The 12542-nt window shown below is 60.2% G+C and carries 6 protein-coding genes and 1 pseudogene; 2 read left to right on the top strand and 5 right to left on the bottom strand.

Translation table 11 applies throughout. The features are described from left to right. Window positions 1-1823, top strand: a pseudogene (locus EJA71_RS18680) (calcium-binding protein); the annotation flags it as partial. Window positions 1824-1916: 93 nt separating this feature from the next. Here EJA71_RS18680 and EJA71_RS18675 read toward each other — a convergent pair. From EJA71_RS18675 to EJA71_RS18655, 5 genes are all read right to left on the bottom strand, one after another. Further along, window positions 1917-4652, bottom strand: a complete 2736-nt coding sequence (locus EJA71_RS18675) for a LuxR C-terminal-related transcriptional regulator (RefSeq protein ID WP_158959126.1) — start codon at window positions 4650-4652, stop codon at window positions 1917-1919. A 339-nt stretch (window positions 4653-4991) separates the two neighbouring features. Further along, entirely contained in the window at window positions 4992-6356 is a 1365-nt protein-coding gene (locus EJA71_RS18670) for a DUF1329 domain-containing protein (protein ID WP_158959125.1), read from the bottom strand. 27 nt (window positions 6357-6383) lie between these two features. Further along, window positions 6384-8273, bottom strand: coding sequence for a DUF1302 domain-containing protein (locus EJA71_RS18665; protein ID WP_158959124.1), 1890 nt, complete (start codon window positions 8271-8273; stop codon window positions 6384-6386). Window positions 8274-8609: 336 nt separating this feature from the next. Then, window positions 8610-10292, bottom strand: a complete 1683-nt coding sequence (locus EJA71_RS18660) for a fatty acid--CoA ligase (protein ID WP_158959123.1) — start codon at window positions 10290-10292, stop codon at window positions 8610-8612. Window positions 10293-10438: 146 nt separating this feature from the next. Beyond that, on the bottom strand, window positions 10439-11623 hold the full coding sequence (locus tag EJA71_RS18655) for an MFS transporter (RefSeq protein WP_158959122.1): 1185 nt from the start codon (window positions 11621-11623) through the stop codon (window positions 10439-10441). Window positions 11624-11708: 85 nt separating this feature from the next. Here EJA71_RS18655 and EJA71_RS18650 point away from each other — a divergent pair, with 85 nt between their 5' ends. Next, on the top strand, window positions 11709-12473 hold the full coding sequence (locus EJA71_RS18650; protein ID WP_158959127.1) for a helix-turn-helix domain-containing protein: 765 nt from the start codon (window positions 11709-11711) through the stop codon (window positions 12471-12473). Window positions 12474-12542: the final 69 nt, after the last annotated feature.

Here is a 12542-nt window from a genome sequence, read left to right as displayed (position 1 = left end):
TGACCGAGATCGACACCGTGCTGTCGTCGCTCGCCAACTACACCTTGGGCGCCAACCTGGAAAACCTGACCCTGCGCTTCGCCGACAATATCAACGGCACCGGCAACGCGCTGAACAACGTCATCACGGGCAACGTTGGCAACAACATTCTGGATGGCGGCGCGGGTGCCGACCGGATGATCGGCGGCCTGGGCAACGACACCTATGTGGTCGATAACGTCGGCGATGTGGTGGTCGAGACCAGCACACTGGCCAACGAAATCGACACCGTTCGCTCCTCGATCAACTACAGCCTGGGCGCCAATCTGGAAAACATCGTGTTGACCGGTACGGCCAACCTCAATGCCAATGGCAACACCCTGAACAACGTGATGACCGGCAACAGCGGCAACAACGTGCTCAACGGTGGCGCCGGGCTGGACACCATGATCGGTGGCGACGGTGACGACACCTACTATCTCGACCAGAGCGGCGAGCTGTCACTGATCCAGGAAAATGCCAATGAAGGCAGCGACACCCTGCGCATCTACTACAACGCCACGGCTTCGAACAACACCGTCAACCTCAATCTGGCCAACCTCGGCAACGTCGAAAACGTCTGGCTGATGGGCACCGGCAACTACACCGTGCAAGGCAACGCTCAGGACAACTACCTGCTCGGCGGCGCTGGCAACGACACGCTGCACGGCGGCGCCGGCAACGACCGTCTGGACGGCGCAGCCGGTGCAGACACGCTGGCAGGTGGCACTGGCGACGACATTTACGTGATCGACAACATCGGTGACGTCGTCATCGAAGGCGTCGGCGAAGGCCACGACCGCGTACTGAGCAACATCGGTTATACCCTGACCGCCAACGTCGAAGATGGCCAGTTGCTGGGCAGCAGCGATCTGTATCTGGTCGGCAACGATCTGGACAACGTGCTGATCGGCAACAGCGGCAACAACATCCTCAACGGTCAGGAAGGTGCTGACACCATGGACGGCGGTGCCGGCAACGACACCTATTTTGTCGACAACGTCGGTGACGTCATCATCGAAAACGGCACCTCGCTGACCGAGATCGACACCGTGCTGTCGTCGCTCGCCAACTACACCCTGGGCGCGAACCTGGAAAACCTCACACTGCGTTTCGCCGACAACATCAACGGCACCGGCAACGCGCTGAACAACGTGATAACCGGTAATGCCGGCAACAACATCCTCGACGGGGGTACCGGTGCCGACACCCTGATCGGAGGTCTGGGCAATGACACTTATGTGGTCGATAACGCTGGAGACGTGGTGGTCGAGACCAGCACCCTGGTCAACGAAATCGACACCGTGCGTTCCTCGATCAACTACACCCTGGGCGCCAATGTGGAAAACCTGCAACTGACCGGCAGTGCCAACCTGCTGGGCTACGGCAACGCCCTGAACAACGTCCTGACCGGCAACGATGGCAACAACGTGCTCAATGGCGGCGCCGGCAACGACACCCTGATCGGTGGCCTGGGCACAGACATGCTCACCGGCGGCACCGGGGCCGACACGTTCGTCTTCAACGACATCAGCGAAGTCGGTAAAGGCGCCCTACGTGATGTCATTTATGACTTCAGCAGCCTGCAGGGCGACAAGATCGATCTGTCGGCATTTGACGCCAATCTCGGCACCGCCGGGCTTGATGCGTTTACCTTCATCGGTTCGGGGGACTTCACTGGCGCCGGTCAACTGCGCTTTGCCGATCAGGTGCTCTCTGGCAATGTCTCTGGCAATGCCGGTGCAGATTTCGAGATTCATCTGGTGGGTGTGAATGCGTTCTCGGCCCAAGACCTCGTGGCCTGAGTGAGATGAAATGACCGTTCTGTGCAATGCAGAACGGCGCAAAAAAAGCCCCGAATCTGTCGGGGCGTTTTTTTGTGCCACGGATACGACTGGTTAACTCAGCACACCCAGTTCCTTGGCCCGCGCCACCGCCTGAGTGCGTCGCTCCACTCCCAGCTTGCTGTTGATGTGGCTGGCATGGGTTTTCACCGTATGCAGCGAAATGAACAACTGCTCACTAATTTCCTGATTCGAACAACCCTGAGCGATCAGGCGCAGAACCGCCAATTCCCGAGAGCTGAGGTGTTCCGCCGGCAGGCACTCCATGGTGGGACGAGCGGGTGCGGCGGGTAATTGCTGCTGCAACGACAAACCCTGCGCTGTCGACGCAAGCGTCGAAAGTTGCCCGCGCATCCAGTCAGGGTAACCATTCAATAACCCGTCGAACGGCTGAAGCACCCCACCCGCCGCAGCCTCCAGGGCCAGTTCGAACGCCTTGCGTGCCTCTGCCTCGCGACCGGCGCCCAGCAATAAAGCCACTTTCTGCGTCAACGCCATCACGCTGAGCAACTGTCGCCCTGTTTGCTGACCATTTTCATGCAACACATTCAGACGCCCTTCGGCGAGCATCCGTCGTCCCTGAATCACATCCAGAAGCGCCTGTTGCAGCTCCACATGCAGGGGCAACTGTGGATGAAACTCCGGCGGCGCGGCAGCGAGTTCACCGGTGTAGGTTTGCCCCAGTCGCGCCAGCCAGGCTTCGGCCAGATCGGTGCGCCCCTGCGCCAGCCACAGCTCGCATTTGACCAACGTGATCATCGCCAGATAGTAGATTGGCGGCACGTCCCAGATATGCATCAGCCGTTCGGCTTCGGCCAGTTCCGCGAAGGCTTTGGCGAATTCGCCGGTAGCACCGTCCAAGCGGGCAATCACGCAATGGCCGATCAGCACGCTGATGTCGCGACAGGCGCGAGCCTCGCCGATACCGGCCAATAACCGCGTGCGGGCAGCTTGTGGCTGCAAGCGCATCGCTAACAGGAAACCTTCGTACAGCGTCAGCCGCGCACGCACGGCGTACAGACGTTGCGCCGACAACCCTCGCAAGCGATCCAGACCCAGGTGCACTTCCGTCAGCGCACGGAGAATTTCGCCACGCGACTGCAGAACCCGAGCACGGTCGTAATGCGCCAACGCTTCGAACAAGGGATTACCGACACGCTGCGCCAACTCCAGCGATTCGCGGTTAAGCCCTCGGGCGCGCCACAGATCACCATCGGCAATGGCCAGGTTGGACAGGGTCGACAAGCACATCAACCGCTGGCCGTAACGCTTGGCCGGCAAACTGTCCAGCGCTTCACTGCAATACTGCAGGGTCAATTCGCGATGGCCGCGCCCTCGGGCAATAATTCCGCTCAACGCCAGCCATTGCGCCAGCATCGACTTTTGCGCAGTGGCCGAAGGCGCTGGCAGAAAACGGCTCAGATGACTGGACAACTCTTCCGCGGCATCGAGCTGGCAGGCCAGTCCCAGCGCCCAACTGTAGAGCACGATCAAACGTGGCGTGCTGATCAACAGGCTGTCGGGCAAATCCATTTTCCAGCGCAGCAACATGCCGATGTTCTGCTCAGCCAGCAGTTGTTCCTCAGAAAGGTTCTGCACCAGATTCGCCGCCACGTCGAGATGGCCGGCGCGCAAGGCCTGCTCCACCGCTTCGTCGAGCAACCCCTGCGCGTTGAACCAGCGGCAGGCGCGCAGATGCAGGGTCGCGGTCGGGACCATCGCCTGGGCGATCGGACGACTGCGCAGCAGATCAGAGAATAAATGGTGATAGCGATACCAGTGGCCATGCTCGTCCAGCGGCACCAGAAACACCTGATGCGCCAGCAGGAAACGCAGAATCTCGGCACTGTCATGGGCTTCGCGCACGGCATCGCAGAGTTCGCTGCAAAAGCGTTCCTGCGGCGCCGTGTCGTAAAGAAATGCCTGCACTTCGGCCGGCAGGCAGTCGATGACTTCTTCCAGCAGATAGTCGCGAATCAGCCCTTCCCCGCCGTTCAACGCTTGCGGCAAAGCAGCGTCGTTGCCGGCCTCAGCCACCGCCAGCAGCCAGAAACGCAAACCCGCCACCCAGCCTTCGCTGCGCTGGATCAGGCTTTCCAATGCTTCGCCGCGCAGTGACGTGCTGTGCCGATCGAGAAGGCTCAGCGCTTCGTCGTGGGTCAGGCGCAGATCCTGCTCATGCAGTTCAAGTAACTGTCGCGACAGGCGCAAACGCGCCAGATGCCAGTCCGGTCGTTGCCGGCTGGTGACCATGACCAGCAGGCCATCGGGTAAATGATTGAGGAAAAATTGCAGGCAACGGTCGAGCACCGGGCCTTGGGCGAGATGGTAATCGTCGAGTACCAGCAGCAAAGGCGCCGCCGGATCAAGTTGCAGTGCCAGTTCGTCGAGCAAGCCGTCGAGCCATTCCTCGAAGGCAAATGGCTGATGGCGCTGACGCATTTTCAGCAGGCCCAATGCGCGGCTGCCCAGTTGGGGAAAGTAGTCCTGCAGGCCTTCGAGCAAGCGTTCGAGAAACCGTCCCGGATCGCTGTCCCGTGGGCTCAGCCCCAGCCACAGACTTTGCCAATGCGCCGGCAGGCTCTGACAAAATTCCACCGCCAGCGAACTCTTGCCAAACCCGGCCGGGGCACTGACCAGCAACAGTCGCCCACCGAGCCCGGCTTGCAGGCGCTCGCAAAGTCGTGGTCGCAGCACGTATCCGTCGGGTAATGGCGGGCGAAAAAAACGCCCGTCCAATGCCGTGACGGCAACACTTGCGGGACCCGGAAGTGGGGACAGATCAGTCATGGCCGGCTCTTGTTCGAATTGCTGTTGGCGGCGTTGCAGATGTCCGCAGACTAGCCTTAAACGTAGCGGTAATGAAGGTTGCTGCTACAAATGGCTACAAAAAAGCTACACAGCGCCGACAAAATCCGCCATCACCGATCAATCGCGCCCGGTGATGAATCCCTGTAGGAGCTGCCGCAGGCTGCGATCTTTTGACTTTGGCTTTTTTAGAATCAACAACAGGATCAAAGGATCGCAGCCTGCGGCAGCTCCTACATAAGCAGGGAAATCTGATCAAAAAAAACGCCCCGAACCAGTCGGGGCGTTTTCACGAGGATGCGGCCTCGGGTTTACAGCAGTTTAGCGAACACCATCCTGACGCAGAGCGGCCGGGGTGAAGTCGCTGGTGGTTGCGGTGAAGCCGAAGTCATACGCCTGCTTCTCTTCGTTCTTCATGCCCAGCGCCAGGTAGCGGCCGGACTGCAGGTCGTAGAGAGTTTCGAGGGCGTACCACGGCACTTGCTTGTCGTAGTAGTTCTCGGCATGCGCCTCGGCCACACGCCACAGCTGACCACGACCGTCGTAATGGTCGATCACCGCTGCTTGCCAGGTGTCTTCGTCGATGTAGAAGTCACGCTTGGCGTAGATGTGACGCTGGCCTTCCTTCAGGGTTGCAACCACGTGCCAGACGCGGCGCAGCTCGTAACGTGCCAGATCCTGGTTGATGTGGCCGGCCTTGATGATGTCGGCGTACTTCAGTTTCGGATCATCGAGCTTGTAGCTGTCGGAGGCGATGTACATCTCTTTCTTGCCTTCGAGCTTCCAGTCGTAGCGGTCCGGTGCACCGTTGAACATGTCGAGGTTGTCGGAGGTACGCAAGCCATCCGCCGCAGTGCCCGGGCCGTCATAGGACACTTGTGGCGCACGACGCACACGGCGCTGACCGGCGTTGTAGACCCACGCCGAACGTGGCTCTTTCACCTGGTCGAGGGTTTCGTGCACCAGCAGCACACCACCGGCCAGACGTGCCGGCGCGGTCACTTTCTGCTTGAAGTAGAACAGGATGTTGCCCGGGTTCGCCGGATCGTAGTCCTTCATCTTGTCGCGGAACACGAACTGATCCTGGAAGTACACCAGGCTGAACGAGCCGTTCGGCTGAGGTGTGGCCTGGGTCACCAGACGGGTCACGCTGCCGCCGCGATAGCGGGTGATGTGGTTCCAGATCACTTCCACACCGGTTTTTGGTATCGGGAACGGCACGGCGGTTTCGAAGTTTTCCAGACCGTTGCCGCCGGATACCAGATTGGTGGTGGTGGCGTTTTTCTTGATGGCGGCGAACACGTCATCCGGCACGGTTGCACCGCGATGCGACGGGTAGACCGGCATCTTGAAGGTGTCCGGATAGCGCTTGAACATCGCGTACTGGCCTGGCGCGAGTTTGTCTTTGTACTTATCGACGTCTTTCGCGGTGATGGTGAACAGCGGCTGCTCACTGGCATACGGGTTGGACAGGAAGCCCTTGCTGTCGACCGAGCCGGCATTCTTCGGCAGCGGTTTCCAGGCCGGAATCGAACCGTCGGCGTTACCGGCCATTTCAGCGCCCATCGGCGTCAGGCTCTTGCCCAGTTTGTCGGCTTCGGCTGCGGGTACGGCCGCCATGACACTGGTCGCCAGCAGCGACAGCCCCAGAACACCGGCGTGGAACAGACTCTTTGTTATTTTCATATGTGTGTTCGTCCTGAAATGCAGTGCTTAGAAGTTCACGCCGAAGCTGAGCGCAACGAAGTCGCGGTCATCCACGGTGGTGTACTTGCCGTCGAAGAAGTTGGTGTAAGCCAGGCTCGCGGTGTAGGTGTTCTGGTATTCAGCGTCGACACCGAGGCTGACGGCCTTGCGACCTTCCTCGAAGTTGCCGCCAGGGCCTGGCGAGTAGCCGCTGACGTCATGGGACCAGGCCACGTTCGGCTTCAGGTTCACGCCGGCGAAGACGTCGTTGTATTCCCAGATGGCACGACCGCGGTAGCCCCACGACACAGAGGTGGTGAAACCGTCGTTGTCGCAATTGCGGCTGCGGTTGTTCTGCGGCGACCCTGGCCCTGCACCGTTGATGGTGCTGGCATTGAGGATGTTGGCGCAGGTATTGGTGGTGCCAGTGGCTGGCAACTCACCCGGGCCATACACCGGATCGCGGCCATAACGCATGTTGGAACGGCTTTCCAGACCGCCGACATAGGTCGCGCCGACTTCACCGACCAGGGTCAGACGGCTGGCGCCCATGACCTGATCGAAGAAGTGCGTGAACGTGGTCTGGATCTGGGTGATTTCCTTGCGCTCGTAGCCATGCAGATCCTGGCCCGGCACGCCGGTGAGCAGCGACGCGTTGGTCAAGGCGCCGCCCAAAGGACGCACGCCGGCGAACAGGATGTCGGTGGAGTTCAGTTGCACCGGCGCGTTCGGACGGTAGCTGATCTCGCCGCTCCACGCCGTACCGGTAGGCAGGGTGGTGGAGAAGCTCAGGCCATAGAGGCGAATGTCTTCAGGATACTCGATGAAATATTCCGAGTTGCCCGCGACCAGCAGCGGAGCGAGTGCGGCAAAAGGTCCCGGCAGCCCGCGCGCCGTGTTGTAGACCGACTGCGGCGCACCCGTGGCGCTGAAGATCGGCGCACGGCTGTGGTAATTCATGAAGTAGGCGCCGAACTCGGTGTCGAGTGGCTCGAACATGTATTTGAGGGATGCGCCCCACTGACCGCTGTCACGGGCATCACGGTCGCCGCCACGGCGCACCAGCACGCCCTCTTCGTTGACGTTGACGCCGTTGGCCGCCAATGGACCCAACGCGATGGCCGGGATTTGCGAACGTTTGTTCAGCACGCGCAGATTGTTGTCGCAACCGTCGGCAACGATGTCCGGCTGCGAGAAGAACGTGCCGCAGTTGTCGACGACGGTCTGGTCCCATTCCAGTTGATAGAACGCTTCGGCCGAGAGGTTTTCGGTGAGGCTCTGGGACACGTAGAACATGTTGACCGGGATCAGACCTTCCTTGATCTCGGCGCCCGGACGACGGAACGCGGACACGTCGATCGGGTTGATCGAGTTGATGCCGCCGCCGATGAAGGTACTTTCACCCCAGCTTACGACCTGCTTGCCCAGACGCACCGAGCCCGGCTGATCGGCAATCGAATAGTTGTGATACACGAAGGCGTCGAGGATCTGCCCGCCGGAAGACTTGGCGCCTTCCTTGCGGTTGCTGTCGCTGATGTCCTTGAACTGGCGGCTTTCGTCCTTGAGTTCGAAGTCGTACCAGTATTTGCCACGGACGAACACACCGGTGTCGCCGTACTTCAATTCAAGGTCATGGATGCCCTTGAAGATTTTCGAGAAAGTTTCGCCGCTCTTGAAGTTCGCGTGGCCGTCATCGGAGGTCTGCGACAGGCCATGGCCGCCGTTGTTGACGCCGATGAGATTCTTGTTCGGGCTCTGAGTAGACCAACTGGCACCGATCGACAGAGACGAGTCGAACTGGCCTTCGATTTCACCGACGTTGAAACTGACGCCGAATGCGGGCCCGGCGAGCGAAGAGGCAATGCTGACCGCCAGAGGCAGTTTTGCCCGGCGCCAGAACTGGTTTACTGAGGTCATCGACGCTACTCCATGTGCATTATTGTTATGGCAGTGAGTACTTTTAAAAACGCTGTGGAGGACCGGACGCCAGGGCTGCCCGAAATCACTCCAAAGTTGCTCGCCCCGTCTAGTGCGTGTGCTCCGTTCTTAAAAATCCTTGAGCGGACTATAGCCAGCAGGTGGTACTGCTTGATCCCTCTAAAGTGTGATTTGCATCTGCCAACCACTCTGGAACAGTCCTTTCGCCAGTCCGACACATGTCGGCACGGCAAGGATGGCCTAATTTTTCGATTTCACAAGCCAAGCGCTTGCTTGGTGGGTCTGGCGCGCCGTTTTCGGCGCGCCAGCAGACACTCAAAGTGTCGAGAGGAAGGTGCTGTTGTTGGCCTGCCATTCGGTGATGTCGAGGCGGATGCGCTTCTTGTCGAGCTTGCCGACACTGGTCTTGGGAATTTCAGTAACAAGGGCGATCTGACTCGGAATCGCCCACTTGCTCAGGTGCCCCAGTTCCACGAACGGCTTGAGGTGTTCCTTGAGCTCGCGTGCCCCGATCACGTGCCCTTCACGGATCACCAGCAAGGCAAACGGACGCTCGCCCCACTGCGGATCGGCAATGCCCACCACTGCTACTTCGCGTACCGCGACGTGACGGCTGATCAGGTCTTCGAGGTCCAGCGAGGAGATCCATTCGCCGCCGGTCTTGATCACGTCCTTGATGCGGTCGCGGATGTCGATCACACCCATGCTGTCGAGCGTGGCGACGTCGCCGGTGTGCAGCCAGCCGCCGGCCCAGAGCTCGGCGCCCTTCTGCGGTTCGTTGAAATAACCTTCGGTGAGCCATGGCGCGCGCAGCACCAGTTCGCCCTGGGTCTCGCCATCAGCCGGGAGGAAATTGCCGTCCGTGTCGACGATCGCCGCTTCCACCAATGGCCCCGGCACACCCGCCTTGATCCGGTAAGTGGTGCGTTCGTCTTCGGTGCCGGCCATCAGTTCGTCATTGAGATGCGCGCAGGACACCAGCGGCCCGGTTTCCGACATGCCGTACGCCGCAGTGAGTTGAATGCCGCGTGCCTTGGCGGTTTCGTACAGGGTTCGATTGAGCGCACTGCCACCGATGACAATCTTCCAGCCGCCAAAATCAGTGCCCTGCGCGCCTTTGGCGTTGAGCAGCATCTGCAGGATGGTCGGTACGCAATGGGAGAAGGTGACCTTTTCCTTGCGCCACAACTCGACGAGATACTCCGGATCGTAGCGCCCCGGGTAAACCTGCTTGAGGCCGAGCATGGTCGCCACATACGGCAAGCCCCAGGCGTGAACGTGGAACATCGGCGTGATTGGCATGTACACGTCGTTGGTGCCGAGCAGGCGCACGCTGTCGATGGAGCCCATGATCGTCGACACGCCCATGGTGTGCAGCACCAGTTGCCGATGGGTGAAATACACGCCCTTCGGATTGCCGGTGGTGCCGGTGGTGTAGAACGTGGTCGCGACGGAGTTTTCGTCGAAATCCTGGAAGTCGTAGTGCGGGCTCGCCGCCGCGAGCAATTGCTCGTACTCGCCAACCAGATTCGGCAGCTCGGCGGTTTTTTCCGGCAGATCGGTGAGCAGCAGGGTTTTCTCGACCGTGGTCAGGTGCGGCGCAATCGCCTGGTACAAACCGACGAACTCACTGTTGACCAGCACGAAGCGGTCTTCGGCGTGATTCATGGTGTAGAGGATCTGCTCCGGCGACAGGCGCACGTTGATGGTGTGAATCACCGCGCCGATCATCGGAATCGCGAACATGCATTCCAGGTAACGGTGACTGTCCCAGTCCATCACCGCCACGGTGTCACCGGCCTTCACACCGGCCGCCGTCAGTACGTTGGCCAGTCGCGCCACCCGCTCGATCAGTGTCGGATAGCTGTAGCGAATCTGGTCACGGTAGATGATCTCGCGGGTTTTCTCGTAACGGGCGCCGGACATCAGCAGCCGCTTGATCAGCAATGGATACTGGTAGGCCCCATCGGCCGGGGGAATGACGCGAGTCTGCAACATATGAATCCCTTTTCTGGCTGCACGGTGTTGGCGTAGAGAGCGGTACTCTAAAACCCTTATACGCCAGCCAAATCAGCCAAAGGAATGATTTGCAGAGCCGTACAAATGCTAGCTTTGAGCCAGCATTTGCCGGGTTTTGTCACTGCTCAGGCGGTTTGCCCTACGGCAGCTTCCGATGGTGTGCGTGGGAAAACCACCGCCGCGAGGAAGGTCAGCGCGCCGAACCCCGCGAGAATCAAGTAAAGGCCCACGAAACCGTGGCGTGGTTCGACATAGGAAATCAGCGGAATCGCCGTGGCACTGGCGCCGAACGACAAGCAGTAACGCAAGGCAAACACCCGCGATTGCCATTGCGGGGCGACGAAGTTGGCGACCATCGCATCGTTGACCGTGACCTGACCGAACACCACGAACATGAACGCTGCACCGAGGGCAATCACCGCCCAGCCATCGGCGTAAGCCAGTGCAAACAACAGCGGCGCCTGGCACAGGGTCAGAACAATGAACGGCCATTTCAGACTGAGGCGGTGCAGCACTCGGCCGATGCTCAACTGCGCGACCGCACCAAAGGCATAGGCCAGGCTGACCACCACGCCAAGGGTTTGCGGCGAGGCGAACAACTCATGCAGGCGCTCCTGGAACAATTTCGGATAGGTCATAGTGGTGGCGTTGAACACCACGCCGCCAGTGGCCGTGGCCAGCGCCAGCACGCCGAATACCATGACCATCGAAATGCGCTGACCGGCAGCGCCTTTTAGAGGCGTGTGCGGGCGTTTCGGGATCGGTTCTTCGCGCACCTGCAAGGCGAACCCGACGCCCAACACAATCGCCACCGCGCCCGGTAACAGAAATGCCGACCGCCAGCCGAACTGCGCCACCAGCAAGCCGGTGATCAGCGCCGAAAACGCCACGCCCAGATTGCCCCACATGCCGTTGATGCCGATTTCACGGCCACGGTTTTGCGCATATGCCACCAGCATCGCCGTGCCGACCGGATGGTAGATCGCGGCAAAAATGCCGATCAGGGTCAGGCCGATCACCAGCTTGGTCGGGCTGTTGCTCAGGCCAGTGAAAATCGCCGAGGCGCCGATGCCGAAGAAGAACACCAGCATCATCTGCCGTCGGCTCCAGTGATCGCCCAGCCAACCGGCGGGTAGCGAGCAGGCCCCGAAGGCAATAAAACCTCCCAATGAGAGGCCGATCAGCGCGGCATAGTCGAGGCCAAAGGCCTGGGTCATGCCGAGCACGGCGGCGGGAAAAATCAGCATGAACATGTGATCGATCACATGGGCGGCGTTGATGTAGCGGATGACGTTTCTCGATTGATTCATGGCAGCACGCTTTACGTTGTTGTGTGCCGCTTATGCTAAGTTGGCGAAAAAGCGCATTCCTGCCAAACAAGTCATCGAATCCGACATGTTGATCAGCCACTTTGAACACGGCCCGGTGAGCGCCTATCCCCGGGATTATCTGGACGGCGCGCACCAGCCGTTGCACCTGCATCGCGAGGCGCAGTTGTTGTATGCCGTCAGCGGGATCATGCGCGTGGTCACCGAACGCGGGGCGTGGGTGATTCCACCCAGCCGTGCAGTGTGGATTCCGCCGGAGGTGGCGCACGAGATTTTCATGAGTGGCGATGTGCAGATGCGCTCGCTGTTCATCGCGCCCGAACTGTCACCGGCCAGCCTTCAGCAGTGTTGCGTGCTGGCCGTGACGCCGTTGTTGCGCGAGTTGATCCTGCGCGCCGTGCAAGGCCCGCCGCACGCCGACAATCCGCTGATCCAGCAATTGATGCTCGAAGAACTGGCCAGACTGGAAAATCTGCCGCTGCACATCCCGATGCCGACCGACCGGCGCCTGCAGAACATCTGTCTGGCGCTGCTGCACACCCCGGATCACCCGAACACGCTGGAAGACTGGGCGCAGCAGGTCGGCGCCAGCTCACGGACTTTGGCGCGGCTGTTTCAGCAACAATTGCAGATGAGTTTCAACGCCTGGCGCCAGCAGTTGCGCCTGATGGAGGCCCTGCCCCGGCTGCTCGCCGGGGACAGCGTGCAGCGCGTGGCGCGGGATCTGGGTTACGGCAGTGCGCGGGCGTTCAGCGCGATGTTTCGCCGTTTACTCGGCGAGAATCCCCGCGATTACCTCAACACCCTGAGCAAACTCAGCACACTAGTGTAGGAGCTGCCGAAGGCTGCGATCTTTTGCATTTGACTGACAGGCTGCGTAACGTGGCGGCACTTGTCTGGA

It is taken from the genome of Pseudomonas sp. PB106, from assembly GCF_009764645.1.
Taxonomy (GTDB): domain Bacteria; phylum Pseudomonadota; class Gammaproteobacteria; order Pseudomonadales; family Pseudomonadaceae; genus Aquipseudomonas.
This window is presented reverse-complemented; position numbering and strand designations above follow the sequence as displayed.